Here is a 17,394-nt window from a genome sequence, read left to right as displayed (position 1 = left end):
CCCAGCCTCCATGGAGGATCTCATGAGCGCTTTTTCGAATGCCACACACGGTGGTGCGCCACAGCTACGCCTGGCGCATACCGGGCTGTCCCAACCTTATTGCCTGGACCTGACGCCGATGCTCGAGCGCCAGCAACAGCAGGAATCAAACGCCCGCAGCTACCCCCGACGTATTCCCTTGGTGCTTGAACGTGCCTATGGGATCTACGTACAGGACAGTCGCGGGCAGGTGTTCGTCGATTGCCTGGCCGGCGCCGGAACCCTCGCGTTGGGCCATAACCACCCCGTGGTCATCGAGGCGATCACGCAAGTGATGGCGGCCGGTGTGCCGATGCATACCCTGGACCTGATGACGCCGGTCAAGGATGCCTTTGTCCAGGAAGTCTTCGGCTGCCTGCCGGCAGACTTCGCACGCAACGCGCGTATCCAGTTTTGCGGCCCCAGCGGTGCGGACGCCGTGGAAGCGGCACTCAAACTGACTCGCACCGCCACCGGTCGTCATTCGGTGCTGGCGTTCGAAGGCGCCTATCACGGCATGACCCTGGGCACCTTGGCCATCAGCGGCAACCTGTCACCGAAAAATGCCCTCGGCGCCCTGATGCCGGGCGTGCAACGCCTGCCGTACCCGCATGATTACCGCTGCCCGTTTGGCGTCGCCGGCGATCAAGGCGTCACCCTCAACGTGCGCTACCTGGAACATCTGCTCAACGACCCGGAAAGCGGTGTGACGTTGCCGGCTGCGATGATCCTGGAGCCGATCCAGGGCGAGGGCGGTGTGATCGCCGCGCCGGACCGCTGGCTGCAGGAACTGCGACGCTTGACCCGTGCCCACGGTATCCCGCTGATCGTCGACGAAATCCAATGCGGCATTGCCCGCAGCGGCCGTATGTTCGGTTTCGAGCAATCGGGCATCACCCCGGACGTCATCACCTTGTCCAAGGCCATCGGTGGCGGCCTGCCGTTGTCGGTCATGGTCTATAACGACGCGCTGGATGTCTGGCAGCCCGGTGCGCATGCCGGCACCTTCCGTGGCAATCAGTTGGCAATGGCGGCGGGTACGGCGACCTTGCGCTTCATCCGCGACAATGACTTGGTGGCCCACGCCGAGACGGTCGGCGCGCACCTGCGCAAGCAGTTGCAGGCGCTGCAAAGTGAATTCACCTGGGTCGGCGACGTGCGCGGCCGCGGCCTGATGCTCGGCATGGAAATCGTCGACCCGTGCGGGGTGCCTGATGTACAAGGGCATCCGCCGGTGGACACTGCGCGGGCCAAGGCTTTCCAGCAGGCGTGCCTCAAACATGGGTTGATCGTCGAGCTGGGTGGGCGTCACGGAGCAACGGTGCGCTTCCTGCCGCCGCTGATCATCACCGAGCAGGAAATTGATTTTGTTGCGCAGATCCTGTTCCAAGCCGCCCACTCGATCACCACGCAGCCCTGATCGAGCGATGCCCGGCGCCTGCCAAAGGCATGGCAGTGCGCATTTTTCAGCGTAAGGACGACACATGCACAAGGCTGTATCGACACTGCTGTTTGCGGCGCTGGCCCTTGGCGGCTGCGACCCTGCGCCGCCGCCCGTTGCGTCCAGGACGCTGCCGGCGCAGGTCAAGACCCTGACCGTACAACCCCGCGCCTTTGCCATGACGGCCGAACTGCCGGGCCGCATCGAACCAGTGCGCGTCGCAGAAGTGCGCGCGCGGGTCGGCGGGGTGGTGCTGGCGCGGCATTTTGTCGAAGGCAGTGACGTCAAGGCCGGCCAGCTGTTATTCAGCATCGACCCGGCACCGCTCAAGGCCAAGTTGATGCGCGTCGAAGGTGACCTGGCCAGGGCCGAGGCGGATGTCTATCGCGCCAATGCGCATGTGCAGCGCTACAAGCAATTGGTCGAGATCAATGCGGTCAGTCCGCAGTTGTTTGATGATGCAATTGCCGACCTCAAACGCGCCAAGGCCGACCGCCTGGCCGCAGAAGCTGACCGGGCGACCGCACAACTCAATCTGGATTACTGCCAGGTGCGTGCGTCGATCAGCGGCCGCATAGGCCGTGCGCTGGTCAGCGAGGGCGCGCTGGTCGGCCAGGACGAAGCCACGCAGATGGCACGGATTCAGCAACTGGACCCGATCTACGCTGACTTCACCCAGCCCGCCGAACAGGTCGTGGCGCTGCGCCAATCCGTGGCCAACGGCCGCCTGGTGTTAACCGGGGAGGGCGCGGCCCAGGTCTCGCTGCAGGTCGGCAACCCGGCGCAGACTCGCGCGGGCAAGCTGCTGTTCTCCGATATTTCCGTAGACCGCAGCACCGGCCAGGTGACCTTGCGCGGTGAGTTTCCCAACCCCGATAACGTGCTGCTGCCCGGCATGTACGTAAGGGTGGTGGCACCGGCGGGGGTCGACCCACAGGCGCTGTTCGTGCCGCAGCAGGCGGTGCAGCGTGGCACCGACGGACAAGCCCGGCTGATGCTGGTCGACGCCCAAGGCGTGGTACAGGAGCGCATCGTCAGCACCGGCGCGATGCTCGGCCCCGACTGGCAGATCATCCAAGGATTGAAGGCGGGTGAGCGGGTGGTGGTGGAACGGGCCGACAAGCTCAGCGCCGGTAGCAAGGTCAATGTCGATACCCTGGCTGCACGACAGGCCGCAGACTGAAATGGTCGACTTTTTCATTGAGCGTCCGAATTTCGCCTGGGTTATCGCGCTGTTTATCGTACTGGCTGGGGCGTTGACGCTCGGCCGTTTGCCGGTCAGCCAGTACCCCGACGTTGCGCCGCCGCAAATCAGCGTGAGTGCCAGCTACCCTGGCGCGTCGGCACAGATCATCAACCTCAACGTCACCAGCCTGCTGGAAGAGGAACTCAACGGCCTGCCGGACTTGCTCTACTACGAGTCCACCAGCGCCAATGGCAGCGCAGACACGACCGTCACCTTCAAACCGGGCACTGACCCGGATCGCGCGCAGATCGACGTGCAAAACCGCCTGCAACGGGTGGTGGGGCGTTTGCCCCAGGCGGTGATCGAGCAAGGATTGAAAGTCGAGCAGGTACGCGCGAACTTCCTGATGATCTACGCCCTGTCGTACACCGACGAGCAGCAGGACTCGGTCGGCCTGGCCGACTTTGCAGCCCGCGCGGTGAACAACGAAATTCGTCGTGTGGCCGGGGTCGGCCGCGTGGAGATGTATACCGCCGAACGCGCCATGCGCATTTGGGTCGACCCGGCGGAGCTGGTGGGTTACGGCCTGTCGATGGCGGACGTGAGCAAAGCCATCGCGGCGCAGAACGTACAGGTACCGGCCGGTAGCATGGGGGAACGTCCGGGCCCGGTGGACCAGCAGATTACCGCGACCGTCATGGTTCAAGGCCAGTTGGAGTCGGTGGAGGCGTTCGGCAATATTGTCCTGCGCGCCAATGATGATGGCGCCAGTGTGCGGATTCACGATGTGGCGCGGGTGGAGCTGGGGCGCCAGGACTACCGCTTCGATGCCCGTCTCAACGGCAAGCCCGTGGCCGCCATGTCGGTGCAACTCGCGCCGGGTGGCAATGCGTTGCAGACCGCACAGGCGGTCAAGGCGCGTCTGGAGCATCTGTCGAGCACCTTGCCGGGCAATATGCGCTTGAGCGTGCCGTACGACACGGCGCCCTTTGTCCAGGCCGCGATCAAGCAGGTCGTCTACACCTTGATCGAAGCCATGGTCCTGGTATTCCTGGTGATGTGGCTGTTCTTGCAGAAGCTGCGCTACACCCTGATCCCGGCAGTGGTCGTGCCGGTGTGCCTGTCGGGCACGCTGGCCGTGATGGGGGTGCTGGGGTTTTCCATCAATATGATGACGCTGTTCGGCATGGTGCTGGCCATCGGCATGCTGGTGGACGATGCCATTGTCGTGGTGGAAAGCGTCGAGCGCTTGATCAGCCAGGAGCGTCTGTCGCCCAAGGACGCGACCCGCAAGGCCATGCGTCAGATCAGCGGAGCCATTGTCGGCATTACCCTGGTGCTGGCAACGGTGTTTTTGCCGCTGGCCTTCATGGGCGGTTCGGTGGGCGTGATCTACCAGCAGTTCGCCCTAGTGTTGTCGGTGTCGATTCTGTTCTCCGGGTTCCTCGCGCTGACCCTGACTCCGGCGCTGTGTGCGGCATTGCTGAAGCCTTTTGATCCGACACGGCGGGTACCTGGGTTCAACCGCCACTTTGATAGGTTGACCGCACACTATGAGCGCGTCGCCGGCACCTGGGTGCGGCGCGGCACTCGCAGCGTCTGTCTGTACCTGCTATTGCTGGCGGTGCTGGTGTTGGCCTATCACCGCCTGCCATCCTCCTTTATTCCCAGTGAGGACCAGGGCTACACCGTCACCGATATCCAACTGCCGCCAGCGGCCTCCGCCGCGCGTACCGAGGTGACGGTGAACGCCTGGGAGCAATACGCCCTGGCACAACCGGCCACCCACCAGGTGCTCAGTATCCTGGGCTTCAGCTTCTCGGGCGAGGGGGCCAATGCCGCCTTGTCGTATATCAGCCTCAAGGACTGGTCGGTTCGCGGATCGGACCAGGCCAGCCGCGCCGTGGCACAGCGCGCGACCCGGGCCTTTGAAGATGTCAGCGACGGCAGCGTGTTCAGCACCGTGCCGCCGGCGGTCGATGGCCTTGGCACGTCCGCCGGCTTCGAACTGCGCCTGCAAGACCTGACCGGCCACCCTCACGCCGAGTTGCTGGGAGCCCGCGCACAACTGCTCGCGGCGGCCAAGGCGTCCCCCGTGATCGGCAGCCTGCGCGATGAAGGCCTGGCGGACGCACCGCAGATCAAAATCGACATCGACCGGGAAAAAGCCGAGGCCCTCGGTGTGAGTTTCGATGTGATCAGCGCCGCGTTATCGGCGGCCTTGGGCTCACAACAAATCAACGAATTCGCCAACCAGGGGCGCATGCAGCGCGTGATCGTCCAGGCCGACGGCAGTAGCCGCCAGACACCTGAAGCGCTGCTGCGCCTGCAAGTGCCCAACCGGCAGAACAAACTGGTACCCCTGGAAGCCTTCAGCCGTTTCGAGTGGCAAGTCGGCCCGCTGCAGATCGTGCGTTACAACGGCTCGCAATCGCTGCGCTTTACCGGTGATGCCGCTGCCGGCTACAGCACCGGCCAGGCGATGCAGGCATTGCAGGACATCGCTGCGCAACTTCCGGCCGGCTTCAGCCTGGAATGGGCCGGGTTGTCTTTGCAGGAGCAACAATCCAGTGCCCAGGTGCCGCTGTTGATGGGTTTATCACTGTTGACGGTCCTGCTGGTGCTCGTGGCCTTGTATGAAAGTTGGGCGATACCGTTTGCCGTGCTGTTGATCGTGCCGGTGGGCGTGTTGGGTTCAGTGGCTGCCGTCACCGTCATGGGCATGCCCAATGACGTCTATTTCAAGGTGGGCTTGGTCACCATCATCGGCCTGTCGGCGAAGAACGCGATCCTGATTGTCGAGTTTGCCAAAGCGCTGCACGCCCAAGGTGCGAGCCTTGCGAATGCGGCGATCCAGGCCGCACGCCTGCGTTTTCGCCCGATCATCATGACGTCACTGGCATTTATCCTGGGCGTGGTGCCCCTGGCGCTCGCCACCGGGCCGGGTGCTGCCAGCCAGCAAGCGATCGGAACCGGGGTTATCGGTGGAATGCTCGCGGCAACAGTGCTGGGCGTGTTGTGGGTGCCCGTGTTATTTGTGAAGGTGATGTCGGTTTCTCAAAGACTTCAGGGTCGCCAATGGGTCGTGGACGCGAACAAAGGGCCTTGAGTCAGTTTTGACATCCAGCGCTGGGTAGGGGCACTCAAGGCAGGGCGTTTATGGCGTGAATGACCGCATCGGCGATGGTCTTTGTAATAAGCCGACGTTGCCCCTTGTCAACCGTCGGGCTCAGCCAGGTGGGTAGGCTGTTCAGCAGGGGCAAAATCGCAGTAAGCGCACCCTCGCGCAACGGCCCGCCGGGCGGATGGCCCAGTTGGCCGACCAATTTCATGAATTCTGACTCATAGGCTAGCCTCAATCGCTCAATGCGTGCCTGCATCGGGGCGCCCAGGCAATTGGCATCCATCACCGCTAACTTGAAGTGCCCGGTCATCTGTTCATGCAATTTAAGATGGCCTTCGATCAGTTTTGTCAGGCGTTGCGCGGGCGTCAATCTTCGGGCCTTGAGCAGGTCGACGTGCGACAACAGAGCCTGATACAGCTCTGTCAGCCATTCAAACAGCATGGCTTCCTTGCTCTCGACATGGTGATAAATCGCCCCCGGGCTGATGCCAACATGCGCCGCCAATTCGCGCATGCTGACCTGGCTGAAACTACGTTCCTTGAACAGCTCCAGGGCTCTGCGCTGAAACTCCGAGCGGCTCAGCGCGGGGGCCATACGCCCGTGAGTCATGTGTCGAGTGCCTGCTGTTTGGCAATTTCCTGGTTGCGCAGAATGAACCGCTGCACCTTGCCACTCGGGGTCTTGGGCAGTTGTTCGACGAACTCGATTTCCCGGGGGTACGCATGCGCAGCCAAGCGCTGTTTGACATGCAGGCGCAAGACTTCCGCCAACTCCGCACTGGGCAGGTACTGACGGTTCAGCACCACAAACGCCTTGATCAACTCGGTGCGTTGCGGGTCGGGCTTGCCGATCACCGCGGCTTCGACGACTGCCGGATGTTCGATCAGCGCACTCTCGACATCGAAAGGCCCCACGCGGTAGCCGGATGTGGTGATCACATCGTCGTTACGGCCTACAAAGCTGATACTGCCGTCCGCATTGAGCTCCACGATATCGCCGCTCAAGTAGTAACGGTCGACAAAAGCCTTGGTGGGCATATGCAAGTAGCCATTGAACCAGCACAGGGGCGAGCGCTCGCGGTCCACCGCCAGTACGCCCGGCTGACCCGTCGGTAATTCCTGATACGCATCATCCAGCACGACAATCCGGTACCCCGGCACCGCGTAACCGGCAGAACCCTCACGTACCGGATGGCGTAGCCCATGGTGATTGCACAGCACCATGCCGATTTCGGTCTGGCCGTAATGGTCGTGAATGACCACGCCGAGCTGTTCGGCGAACCAACGGATGACTTGCGGGTTGAGCGGTTCGCCGGCGCTGCTGACGATACGCAGTTGACCACGCACGGCGTCGGCGAACTCGGCCCCGGCAGCAATCAGCAGGCGATAGGCCGTGGGCGAGCCGGCCAGGTTGCTGATCGCATACTTGGCGATAATCCGGCAGGTGCTTTCCACGGTGAAAGGCCCGTCATGGAACAGCGTGGCCCGGCCGCACGCCAGTGGCCCGGTGACTGCGTAATACAAGCCATAGGCCCAGCCGGGGTCGGCGAGGTTCCAGAAATGGTCGTCTTCGCGCAGGTCGATTGAATCGCGCATATAACTTTTGAAGGCCAGAATGGCGCTCAAAGGCACCTCAAGCGGCTTGGCAGGTCCTGTAGTGCCCGAGGTACACATGAGCAGGAAAGGCGCACTGGCGTCCAGCAGCTCAGGCGTGCAGTCGGCGTGTTGACGGCCGAGGGCGTCCCAGAAACCGTCATCGTTCGGGTGCTGTGGGGGGCCGTCGGCCACAATGACGCGAGGGCAGTCGGGGATGTCATCCAGCTTGGGACGATTGTGGGAATCGGTCACGATCCAGCGTGCCCCGGAGCACGCCAATCGCTGCTCGATCGCCTTGGGCCCGAATGCGGTAAAGAGCGGTTGGTAGACCGCGCCGATGCGCCAGGTCCCGAGGACAGTAATCACCAGTTCAACTGTGCGTGGCAGCAGTCCGGCGACACGATCTCCCGGCTGTACCCCTTGCGCTCGCAGGAAGTTTGCGAAGCGCGCAGCGTGCACCTGCAATTCGCTGAACGTATAGCGCGTGGCGCGGCCATCCCGCGTTTCGCAGTACAACGCCACGGCATTGCCATGAGCGTGCCGGTCGCAGCACTCGATGCAGGCGTTCAAGGCTTCCGGTTCGCCGTGCAAGTCTTGAGCCGCCAGTTGTAGATAGTCGAACGTTGACACCGCTGAGTCGTAATCGCGCATAACGTACCTGATTATTATTGTTGGAATTTGCCCTGTGCCCACGCACGCCGCGCAGGCGCAGGGATGTGGCTAGTTGTCCATCATCTCGGCCGCTTGCTGGGTCGCCTGGCTGGTTCGCGTGGCGAGCTTGCGCACTTCATCGGCGACCACGGCAAACCCGCGACCGGCTTCGCCTGCTCGCGCCGCCTCAATGGCGGCATTCAACGCCAGCAGGTTGGTCTGGCTGGCAATGCCCTGGATGGTGGCAACAATCTGCGTCAGCTTGGTGAGGGTTTCCTGCATCACCCGATGTTGTTGCGCCTGGGCCTCGCGCATCGTGCTTTCTTCATGGTGGGCATGTATGTCGGTGATGGCACCCACCACCCGTTGCGCAGAGCCGTCCTGCGCGCGGCGCGTTTGCCCGCGGCCGCGAAACCAGCGGTAAGTGCCGTTTTTGTGCTTGAGTCGATAATCCACATCGAACGGTGTCTTGCCGCTGCGGTCGTCCACATGGGCGACGAATGCGCCGATGGCCCTTGCGCTATCGTCGGGATGCAAGCGCGAGGTCCAGCTTTCCAGGGTGTTGGGGAACTCCTCAACCGTGTTGCATCCCAGCAGTCGGCGCATTTGCGAAGACCACCAAATGGTATTTTTTGGGTTCGCCGGGTCGCCTGCCACCACCTCGATGTCCCAGAGCCCGTCATGCAGCATCTCCCGGGAAATATCGAAACGTGTGGCCGCCAGTTCGAGCGCCTCGTTGTGCAGGTACTGTGCATGAATGTCACGCACGGTCCCCGCGATGCAGAGCGCTGCGCCTTGCGCATCGCGCCGCGAGGCACCGCTGATGCTGCACCAGCGATAGTCATCGCCGGGTGCAGGCTTCATGCGCACCTCGAGCGCAAATGCCGTCCGCCCGCTACGATCGGCAAGGTGCCTGGCGAGCGCTGCCAGATGCGCTTGCCGGTCATCCGGGTGCAACTGTTCACTCCACGCGCCGAGCTGATCCATCGCCTGGGCCGGATTCGACGCAGGCCCCGTCCACGTCATCGCACATTCCGGCCCAGGTGCAGCGGTTCCATCCAGCTCCAGTTCCCAGAACAGCTCATCTGCGCCCTGTATGATCAGTGCCCAGCGCGCCTCCCATTGCTGCAACAGCTTGTCACGGCCGGCCAGGTGCTCTTCCAGTTGGCTGACGCGAAACGTCAGTGCGCTGGCCTGCTCCTTAACGGCTTGCCGCTCTTGCAGCAGGTGTTCGACGCTTGCCAGGATGCGGTGCACTGACCGGTTGTTCGACGACAATGGCGTGCTCGCCTGCCCAGGCTGGTCCAGCCGGTCGGCGAGCTGCGCCAATACCCGGTGTGTGGTGCGGCGGAAAAAGAGCATAGGGCACCTCTACCTCGGTCAAATGGGAACAGCCTGCAAGGATTGCATTGGGGCCGATAAGGCCTGGGCGTCAAAGACGTTCGCGCCCGGCAGCGTTTGCCAGGCGGATGGGCCGGCGGCGATTTCCTGGGCACTCAGCAAGCAGTCGTCGAGGGCGCGCTGTAACACGTGGGTATCCATATCCTGGCCGATAAAGACCAACTCCTGCCGGCAATCGCCGACAATGCTGTCCCACTTGGTCATGATGCTTCGCAACCGATATTCATCCCGCGGCCATTGCGACGGCTCGATGAAGTTCCACCAGTGCCCGACATAGTCCCACTGGAACTGCCTGCCGCTGTGCACCAGCAGGCCGGTTTCCAGGTGCCTGCTGGCGAGCCAGAAGTAACCCTTGCTGCGCAACAGGCGCCCGTTGCACCAGGGGCGCTGCAGAAAATCGAATAATCGCTGTGGGTGAAAGGGGGCACGCTCGCGGTACACCCATGACGTCACGCCATAGGTGTCCGACTCGGAGGCCGGTGTGTCATCGGCCTGCATTTTTTTCATCCAGCCGGGTGATGCAGCCAGGCTGGGTAAATCAAACAGATGAGTACCGAGAATGCCTGATAGCTCAACGTTGCCGTGTGTCATCGGCATGATCCGCGCGGTCGGGTTAAGGCCGGTGAGGATCGCGTGCACGGCCTGGTAACCGGGCTCGTCGATCAGGTCCAGTTTGTTGACGAGAATGACGTTGGCGTACTCCACCTGCTCAATCAGCAGGTCTGCCAGATGGCGTTTGGGTGCGTCCGCTTGGGCGTCGTCGCGGGCCACGATGTCTGGCGCGTCGAGCAACGCCTGAAAACGACTGCCATCGACCACCGTCACCAAGGTATCGAGCCGCGCCAGTTCGCTGAGGCTGAAGCCTTCTGCGTCAAGGAATGCAAACGTCTCGGCAACCGGCATCGGCTCGGAAATGCCCGTGGACTCGATGAGCAGGTAGTCAAAACGTTGCTGGCGTGCCAGGGCACTGATCTGCTCGAGCAAATCGGCGCGCAGCGTGCAACAGATACAGCCATTGCTCATCTCGATCAATTCATCTCGACCACGGTGCAGCGCCACGTCGCGCTGTACCTCTTCAGCATCGATGTTGACGTCGCTCATGTCGTTGACGATGACTGCCACTTTCAGGCCGTCGCGATTGCGCAAGATATGATTGAGCAGGGTGGTTTTGCCGGCGCCGAGGAAGCCAGAAAGCACGGTCACCGGCAGTCGGCCCGCCTGGGCGCCGTCAATCATAGGTTCACCGCTTGCGCGCTGGAGGCCTTGTCCAAGTAGCTTTCGAACAGGTCGACCACCACAAAGCCGTCGTCGGCTGCATCCCCCCACAGGTCTTTGACGCGAAACTCGACGTGGTAGGTTGGCTGATGCGCAGCGCTCAAGTCGCCATGACCTATGGCGTCCGGGAACGGCCATTTTTCTGAAGTTCGGTGCAGGACCACGCCTTCCTTGCCGCGCACATAGGCCGGCATGCGGACATGCCCGGCCACATACTCGTCACGCACGACAACTCGGTCGCCGACTTCAAAAGGCGGTCGGCCAGTGATCGCCGGGCGACCCTGCGCATGCGCGGGGTTCGCCAGCTTGAAGTGAGCACCCAGGGCCTGATCGAGCTCCGCCTGGGTGATGACGCCGGTTTCGACCAGCAGGGTGGCGGTGGCGATGACATAGCGTTCGTAGTACTGGGTGCCGACATGCTGGCGCACGTCCAGGCGTTCGACGGCGTGGCGCACTTCATCCACGCTGAACTTCTTCAAGTGATCGGCACCGATAAACATCAAGCTGTACGCCAGGTGCTCCCAGTCCTGCTTGAACACAGGTTGGTAGCTCAGGCTGTTGACGGTGTGAGGGACTTTGCCAAAGCCTTGGAAACCGCCGAGATCGTGAAAGCCATCCATCGTGGATACCTCTTAATAGCGAATGAATAGAGAATGAAAATTGAAAGAAACAAAGCACCCTGATTAGGCGACGTACGGTAGCGCCACGCCAATAAGGACATCCTTGGTAATCAATTTTCGAAGTGCCTCTTCATCCATGGATTCGCTCCCCTTTGGCCGCAGAGGCAGCACCAGGTAGCGGCTTTCGGCGCTGGTGTCCCACACTTTGATGGTGACCCCATCCGGCAGCTCCGTGCCCAGTTCACGCAGCACGGTGCGCCCTTCGCGAACCAGTCGAGCGCGGAACTCGAAGCCCTTGTACCACTCCGGCGGCAAGCCCAGGACGGGCCAATTGGTGCAGGAGCACAGGCTGCACACGATCACGTTTTTCACACTGGGCGTGTCTTCCAGCGCAACAATGTATTCACCCTGCGGGCCGGTATAGCCAAATTGGGCGCACGCAGCGGTACCGTCCTTGAGCAGCAGCTCGCGGAACTGCGGGTCCACCCATGCCTTGGCCACCACCCGAGCACCGTTCTGCGGGCTCCATTCGTGTGCCATCAGCTGTGTCATGTGCTCGATGTAACCGTCGGGGATCAGGTCCTTTTGTTTGAGCACGTGCAGTAATGCCTGTGCTCGCTCACCCGGGGTTGATGTTTTATTTTCAGGTGTGGTCATCAGTTGGTTCCTCATCGTTGAGCTTCTAGGCAGCGCACGGCGGCTTATTCTCTTGCGCTGCAAGGGGACGCACCGGCTACTGACTGTTTTTCCAGTCAACCGATGCCTCGAATGCCGCGGCAGCCTGGTAAATCGTGCCTTCGGCATAGTGTTTGCCCACCAGCATCAGCCCGACAGGTAAACCGTCTACCAGGCCACAGGGAATCGACATGGCCGGATGGCCAGTGATGTCCTGTGCGGAGGCATTGCCGATCATTTCCAGCGCTCGGGCCACGTACTCGGTGACCGAGCAACCGGGCTCCGGATGGGGCTGGGCAATGATCGGCACGGTAGGCATCACCAGCAGGTCATAGCGCGCCAATGCGGCGTCATAGCCGGAGCGTGCCAGGCGCCTGAGGTTTTGTGCCTTGGCGTAGAAACGACCGTTGTAGCGCTCCAAACCGTATTGCCCGACGAACATGCACAGCTTGAGAGACGCGGACAGGTCATTCGCCTGGTCGCGCCATCCGGCTTGCTTGTCCAGCAACCCGAGGTCATACAGCCCTTGCCAGTTAAAGCCGGCCCCATTGCCGTGCATCATCTGCATCGTCAGGCCTTCACAGCCGATGGGGTGCCACAGCGCACCGGCAATCTTGTGCTCAGGCACTGACACCTCTTCGACCTGCGCACCCAGCCGTGCAAATGCGTCGATGGCATTGCGCACAGACGAGGCAACACGCGGGTCCTGGTTGGCCAGTTCAAAGCCTTCGCGCAGCACTCCGATCCTCAGCCCGCTCACACCGCGCTCCAGGTAATCGCTGTACGTGTCGACCTGGGGCGCGGCTTGTCGCGGATCGAGCCCATCCGCTCCCGCCATGACCTCCAGCATCAAGGCGTTGTCGCGTACGTTTGCCGTGATGGGGCCGGCATGATCGATAGTCGCCTCGATGGCCATGATCCCGGTGTAAGGCACCAGTCCGTGAGTCGGCTTCATCCCGTAAGTGCCGCAGAATGCGGAAGGAATCCGGATCGACCCTCCTTGGTCACCGCCGACTGCCAGGTCAACCTCGCCCGCGGCAACCAGTGCGGCGCTGCCGGAAGACGACCCACCCGAGGAAAATCCGTGGCGATAGGGGTTGTGCACCGGCGCCGGATCGGAGGTGTGACTCCCCCCGGACAGGCAGTAATGCTCGCAGGTTGCCTTGCCGAGGATGGTTGCGCCGGCATCCAGCAAGCGGGAGACAACGGTGGCATCAAATGATGGAACGAAGCCTTCAAGGGGCTTTGCACCATTCATCATGGGGACGCCCGCGAGTGAAATATTGTCCTTCAGTGCGACGGTTTTATTCGCCAACTTGCCTTCGCGGGCACCGCTGACTTCCGTGCGGAAGTACCAGGCATTGAGCGGGTTGTGTGCAGCCGAGGGGCGATAGCCCGAACTGCGTTCGTAACGCACCGGCGGAATGAGGTCAGGCAGCTCGTCAATCAGGTCATAAGCATCGAAGCTTGACTGCATAAGCGCCAGGTATTCGTGGGCTTGCTCCGCACTGATCTGCATGTGCAGGCGGCTCGATACATCCAATAGCTGTTCAAGGGTGGGGCGCACAATTGGCATGGTTGGGCTGTCCTTATCGTAAGTGGCCGAAGAGCACTGCTGCTCATCAATATCAGTGGGCCTGGCGCTCAAGATAGTCCGCGCCTCAAGTCGCAGGCTTGGTTGAGAAAGACATCGACTTGGCTGAGCCGGACACCGCTGTGCAAAGGCGCAAAGGGCACGCGGTCGAAGACCCTTGCGTTAAAAAATGCGCGCATAACGCAGGTTCATGCGGAAGTCTTCCTTGGTGCCGCTGTCCACCGAGAGGTCCTTGCCCAATTGCAGTTGGATCTGGTCTTGGGGGGTGACGAATTTGGTGGCGGTGAGACGGAAGTTGGTGGTGCCAAGCTCGTTATCCTGATTGACGTGCTCAATGTTCGTCTCACCTCCCCAGGTGCGCCCGAAGCCGATACCAAACGCGGTGCTGGCGTCTGGCATGTAACGCCCCATGATCTGCGCTGCGTAGGAAACGTCCTGCTTCATACGGTCGGCATTGGCACCGTAGTCTGTGTTGTCGCCATACCAGGTGGCACCGCCGACCAGGTCCATCGCCCATTTTTCTGTGAAGTGTTTGACGTACGCAGTCTGCAGTTCGAATTTCCAGCGGTTCTCGCCGAGATTGAGCGCGTCGTCCTTGTCATACGTACCCGTCGGCACATACAGGTAGGGGGCGATACTGAGGGTGTCGCGGGCTTCGTTAAACCGCCATTTGACCGGCGCCGTGAGGATCAAGTCGCCAACGCCGCGAGTGCTGCCCAGGGCTGAGGCGTCACCTGCGCTGGAGACGTGTCCGAAAGGCAAAAGAAATTGCGGGTCGATGGTGACGGTGTCGGAGAGTGCGTAGACATGCAGTAGCCGCAGGATGCCGATGTCAGAGCTCACCTTGAAGTCAGAGCTGACCTTGTGGCCGTTGGCATAAGCCGAGTCCGTGGTGGCGTGCTGGTAATAAATCGCCCCGATCGTAGCGCCGACCGGGTATTGCTCGTAATCGCCGGGCGCTACTTCACCGGCGTTGGCGTGAAGCGCGGGCAACAGCGTAGAGAGCGTCAGCAGGCGGATCTTATTCATCATTTATTCCTCGCACAGGGAGACCGGCCACCCGAGGAGGGTGGCAAGGCGGCAGAAGGGGGGGAGGTAAACGCAGATGGCGCTCAGGTGGTTGGCGGCAGCGCGTCGCGCAACATGCCGGTCTGCGGGTGACAGCTGATGTACTCGAAGACCTGGCTCTTGGCGTCCGACACGGACACTTCGTGGTACAGCCTTAACTTCTTCAAACCCGCGGCCACGCGGAAAAACGTCACGAAAATACGCAGGTGAGTCGGGTGAGATTCAGCCCAGCGTTCGAGTTTCTCCACCGAGCGCCAGTGACCGATGTTGTAGCTCAGGTCGAGAAAGTTGCCGTCCAGGTCGATATTGCGCACGAACCTGTTGCTGTAGCAGCCCAATGGCTGGCCGTTGTCACGCAGGAAGTCCATGCCGTCCTGCAACGTCGGCAAGATTTCGTCGAGGTAGAGCGAGCGCTCCTCTGCCTCGGCATCCGCCCAGTCCTGGCCGGAACGAATCAGTGTGAGGTTGTCATGCCCCAGGACCAGGACCCGTCCGCCCTGGGCCGGGTCACCCGCGATCACTTGCAGCTCGCTCGTGGGCTTCATCCAATCCGTCTGGGAGATCGGGAAACGGTCGCGCATCGAACCCCAGTAACCGTGCTCTTCGATCTCTCCACTGGTCGTATCCATTACTGCGCCGACACCGGGCAGGTTCTCCTGGAAGGCGTACAGCGTCTCGAACTGCTCGGTGCGCGGCGCGGTGATTTCGCGGAAATAACCAAGGCCTTCACCGAGCCGATCCGGCGAACTCCACCAGTCATTCACTTGGGGTGACCGCAACCAGCGACAGTGGGCGGCCGGGTCTTTCCAGTACCCGACCACAATCAAATTATCAAAGCCGCTGCTGTCGGTGTGGTGGGTCAAATCATAAGTCTGCGGGCCATCGGCCAGGCTGAAACTGCCGACGATGTGACGCATCGCCTGCAATGCAGGCTCGCGCTGGGCGTCGCCGCGATATTGCACGCCCAGATAGGCCATCACCACTTGTTCCAGTTGCTCGTCAGCGCGTGCGACCCACATAGGGAACGGCGGTTGATACTCGTCCGGTACACGGCGGGACAGGGTGCGCGGGCATTTGAGATGTGTGTCGATTGCAGATTCCATCTTGAGCTCCTCGTTATTTTCGTTCAGGCCTACGGTTGGGCGTTAGCGCGTCGGTGGCTGGTCGCGCTTGGCGATCTGCCGTCGGTGCAGCAGCTGCATGGCACTCCATTCAATCAACCAATAAGCCGACTCTTCAGGCGCAAGGTCGCGCCGCTGCAGAAGCCAGGAGGAATCAGCCAATCGTTGTGAGTTGTGTCGATGCATGGCGTGCCTCATCAGCGGATGAATGAGCTGCTGTGAGGTGGAAATTAGGCTGGGCGAGGAGGGGGCGCTTTGTTCGGCGAGACAACCATTTGGTTGGAAAAGACAAGGCTGGAGCTGAGGTTTACCCGTGATCCGCGCTGGTGCGCGTGCACCGACCGGGTGACGTGCCATGCCCTTAAAGGGTGATGGCGGCATCGGGCGACAGCCCGCGAAGGCCGCCGACAATCGCGATGGAAACCACGTGGCAGCGCGCTCAAGCAGGCCTGCCACTGCGCTTGGCCTGTTAATTGCTTTTCATGCCTGAAAATTGGCCGCACGTTACACCTTCGCGAGCGCCTCTTGCATCGTTGTCGAGGTCAGTGTCATGAACCCAAGCACTCAGTATTCGACCCTTGCTGTTCCGGCACCCCGTCGGTTTGATTATTGGAAAGAAGTGGTCTGTCGCCATTGCCTGGCCGCCGATAGCAAACCCTTGTCCCAGAGCAGCTTTGATGGCTCGCTCACCGTCAATACCGTCGGCGAGCTGGACATCTGTTCGCTGTCTTCGCCGCTGCACTACTGGGAGCGTTCCGAGCAGCACCTGCGCAGCGGTCCGGCCGAAGATTTATGGTTGGGTTTCGCTCGAAATGGCCATGGGCAAATAGAACAAGGCTCAAGAAAAGCCAGCCTGGCAACCGGCAATTTGTTTCTTTATGACGCAACTCAGGCGTTTCGCTTCAGCCTGGGTGGTACCGAAAACCACTTGATCCGTATTCCGAGAGCGTTGCTCACCGAGCGCCTGCCGCGTATTGCCGAGTACACCGCGATGGTCCTCGACGACCGGCGTCCTGGTGTCGTTCCTTTACGCGAAATGCTGCATCAGGCCGCGAGCGCGCCGGCATCGCTGCAGGACGAGCGCATCTCGAATCGTTACTCAAGTGCTTTGCTTGATCTGCTTGTGATCAGCCTGGAACTCCAGGACCTGAAAACAAGCCATCAGGAGATGGACCTCTACGGCCGCATCATGCAGTACATCCAACGGCACTTGACTGAGCCGGACCTGTCGATTGAAGCCATCGCCAAAGCCCACAATGTGTCCACCCGCACCGTTACGCGGGCCTTCGCACGCTACCAGAAAACCCCCGTTGCAGAGATTTGGAAAGAGCGCCTGAATGCCAGTCGAGAAGCGATTGAACGCGGCCAGGTACGCAGCGTGTCCGAGGCGGCGCTGGACTTCGGGTTTTCTGACTTCTCCCATTTCAGCCATGCGTTTCGCAAGGCATTTGGTGTGGCGCCGAATACGCTGTTACGCCGCAATTGAAATTGCCGGGGTGCCAAATCGATGAGAGAGGGGGCCTCACGCCGATGGGCATGCCGAATTGCCCTGAAGGTCGCTCTGCTTTTTTAATGGCATCGACGCATGTTTTTCGTGAAGGGAAGTGTGGGAGCTTGGACGGGG

Annotated in this window: 13 protein-coding genes and 2 pseudogenes; 4 read left to right on the top strand and 11 right to left on the bottom strand. The window is 61.4% G+C overall.

Features of this window, described 5'->3' with window-relative positions; genetic code table 11:
* The first annotated feature begins 22 nt into the window (after positions 1-22).
* The 3 genes from K7431_RS02095 to K7431_RS02085 all read left to right on the top strand — a co-directional run bounded on the left by K7431_RS02095 (position 23) and on the right by K7431_RS02085 (position 5,754).
* Positions 23-1,438: a diaminobutyrate--2-oxoglutarate transaminase gene (locus K7431_RS02095; protein WP_080567193.1), complete on the top strand. Its 1,416-nt coding sequence runs from the start codon at positions 23-25 to the stop codon at positions 1,436-1,438.
* A 64-nt stretch (positions 1,439-1,502) separates the two neighbouring features.
* Positions 1,503-2,642 carry an efflux RND transporter periplasmic adaptor subunit gene (locus K7431_RS02090; RefSeq protein ID WP_012724379.1) on the top strand — a complete coding sequence of 380 codons (1,140 nt, stop codon included), beginning with the start codon at positions 1,503-1,505 and terminating at the stop codon, positions 2,640-2,642.
* 1 nt (position 2,643) lies between these two features.
* Positions 2,644-5,754, top strand: coding sequence for a multidrug efflux RND transporter permease subunit (locus tag K7431_RS02085; protein ID WP_012724378.1), 3,111 nt, complete (start codon positions 2,644-2,646; stop codon positions 5,752-5,754).
* Between the two features lie 34 nt (positions 5,755-5,788).
* Here K7431_RS02085 and K7431_RS02080 read toward each other — a convergent pair whose 3' ends face one another.
* From K7431_RS02080 to K7431_RS02030, 11 genes and pseudogenes are all read right to left on the bottom strand, one after another.
* Positions 5,789-6,364, bottom strand: a complete 576-nt coding sequence (locus K7431_RS02080) for a TetR/AcrR family transcriptional regulator (RefSeq protein WP_043205378.1) — start codon at positions 6,362-6,364, stop codon at positions 5,789-5,791.
* A gap of 11 nt (positions 6,365-6,375) precedes the next feature.
* Positions 6,376-8,016: an AMP-binding protein gene (locus tag K7431_RS02075; protein WP_043205376.1), complete on the bottom strand. Its 1,641-nt coding sequence runs from the start codon at positions 8,014-8,016 to the stop codon at positions 6,376-6,378.
* A 78-nt stretch (positions 8,017-8,094) separates the two neighbouring features.
* Positions 8,095-8,352: pseudogene (locus tag K7431_RS31025) on the bottom strand (methyl-accepting chemotaxis protein); the annotation flags it as partial.
* Between the two features lie 27 nt (positions 8,353-8,379).
* Positions 8,380-9,003: pseudogene (locus K7431_RS31020) on the bottom strand (PAS domain-containing protein); the annotation flags it as partial.
* Positions 9,004-9,396: 393 nt separating this feature from the next.
* Positions 9,397-10,653, bottom strand: a complete 1,257-nt coding sequence (locus K7431_RS02060; RefSeq protein WP_012724374.1) for a GTP-binding protein — start codon at positions 10,651-10,653, stop codon at positions 9,397-9,399.
* On the bottom strand, positions 10,650-11,312 hold the full coding sequence (gene nthB / locus K7431_RS02055) for a nitrile hydratase subunit beta (RefSeq protein WP_012724373.1): 663 nt from the start codon (positions 11,310-11,312) through the stop codon (positions 10,650-10,652). Before nthB ends, K7431_RS02060 begins: the two co-directional genes overlap by 4 nt.
* A 63-nt stretch (positions 11,313-11,375) precedes the next feature.
* On the bottom strand, positions 11,376-11,969 hold the full coding sequence (gene nthA, locus K7431_RS02050; RefSeq protein WP_012724372.1) for a nitrile hydratase subunit alpha: 594 nt from the start codon (positions 11,967-11,969) through the stop codon (positions 11,376-11,378).
* 76 nt (positions 11,970-12,045) lie between these two features.
* The gene (locus K7431_RS02045; protein ID WP_012724371.1) at positions 12,046-13,563 is read right to left on the bottom strand and encodes an amidase; all 1,518 of its coding nucleotides are present in this window, start codon (positions 13,561-13,563) and stop codon (positions 12,046-12,048) included.
* Positions 13,564-13,743: 180 nt separating this feature from the next.
* Complete coding sequence (locus tag K7431_RS02040; RefSeq protein WP_043205375.1) at positions 13,744-14,610, bottom strand: transporter; 867 nt, start codon at positions 14,608-14,610, stop codon at positions 13,744-13,746.
* An 83-nt stretch (positions 14,611-14,693) separates the two neighbouring features.
* Complete coding sequence (oxdA, locus tag K7431_RS02035) at positions 14,694-15,752, bottom strand: aliphatic aldoxime dehydratase (RefSeq protein ID WP_012724369.1); 1,059 nt, start codon at positions 15,750-15,752, stop codon at positions 14,694-14,696.
* A 42-nt stretch (positions 15,753-15,794) separates the two neighbouring features.
* Positions 15,795-15,956: a hypothetical protein gene (locus K7431_RS02030; protein WP_173390385.1), complete on the bottom strand. Its 162-nt coding sequence runs from the start codon at positions 15,954-15,956 to the stop codon at positions 15,795-15,797.
* A 364-nt stretch (positions 15,957-16,320) separates the two neighbouring features.
* On the opposite strand from K7431_RS02030, the gene K7431_RS02025 reads away from it, so the two are divergent.
* Positions 16,321-17,256, top strand: coding sequence for a helix-turn-helix domain-containing protein (locus K7431_RS02025; protein ID WP_012724367.1), 936 nt, complete (start codon positions 16,321-16,323; stop codon positions 17,254-17,256).
* Positions 17,257-17,394 lie beyond the last annotated feature (138 nt).

It is taken from the genome of Pseudomonas fluorescens group sp., assembly GCF_020093335.1.
GTDB lineage: Bacteria > Pseudomonadota > Gammaproteobacteria > Pseudomonadales > Pseudomonadaceae > Aquipseudomonas > Aquipseudomonas petroselini.
The sequence above is the reverse complement of the archived record's forward strand: the minus strand, read 5'-3'. Positions and strand labels throughout refer to the sequence as shown.